Origin of the sequence: Bacillus sp. COPE52, from assembly GCF_003355115.1 — a bacterium.
Lineage (GTDB): Bacteria > Bacillota > Bacilli > Bacillales > Bacillaceae_G > Bacillus_A > Bacillus_A toyonensis.
Window position 1 is genome coordinate 5,604,571 of the sequence record NZ_CP031292.1, and the last position, 894, is coordinate 5,605,464.

Annotated in this window: 1 rRNA gene (only partly in view); it reads right to left on the reverse strand. The window is 52.2% G+C overall.

Going from position 1 to position 894, the window contains the following annotated elements:
* Positions 1–894, reverse strand: a 23S ribosomal RNA gene (locus DPQ31_RS29145) (it extends past both window edges: 674 nt to the left, 1,735 nt to the right).

The following is an 894-nucleotide window of genomic DNA, read 5'->3' on the forward strand; positions in this document are numbered from 1 at the left end:
TCGCAGTCAAGCTCCCTTATGCCTTTGCACTCTACGAATGATTTCCAACCATTCTGAGGGAACCTTTGGGCGCCTCCGTTACACTTTAGGAGGCGACCGCCCCAGTCAAACTGCCCACCTGACACTGTCTCCCGGGTCGATAAGACCCGTAGGTTAGAATTTCAATACAGTCAGGGCGGTATCCCACCAGCGCCTCCACCGAAGCTAGCGCTCCGGTTTCAATGGCTCCCGCCTATCCTGTACAAACTGTACCAAAATTCAATATCAGGCTACAGTAAAGCTCCACGGGGTCTTTCCGTCCTGTCGCGGGTAACCTGCATCTTCACAGGTACTATAATTTCACCGAGTCTCTGGTTGAGACAGTGCCCAAATCGTTACACCTTTCGTGCGGGTCGGAACTTACCCGACAAGGAATTTCGCTACCTTAGGACCGTTATAGTTACGGCCGCCGTTTACTGGGGCTTCAGTTCAGAGCTTCGCTTACGCTAACCCCTCTCCTTAACCTTCCAGCACCGGGCAGGTGTCAGCCCCTATACTTCGCCTTACGGCTTCGCAGAGACCTGTGTTTTTGCTAAACAGTCGCTTGGGCCTATTCACTGCGGCTTTCCGTTAAGAAAGCACCCCTTCTCCCGAAGTTACGGGGTCATTTTGCCGAGTTCCTTAACCAGAGTTCTCTCGCACACCTTAGGATTCTCTCCTCGCCTACCTGTGTCGGTTTGCGGTACAGGCACCTTTTATCTCGCTAGAAGCTTTTCTTGGCAGCGGGGAATCAAAGACTTCGCTCCATAAGGAGCTTCCCCATCACAGCTCAGCCTTTACGATAAGCGGATTTGCCTACTTATCAGCCTAACTGCTTGGACGTGCACAACCAATCGCACGCTTCTTCTATCCTTC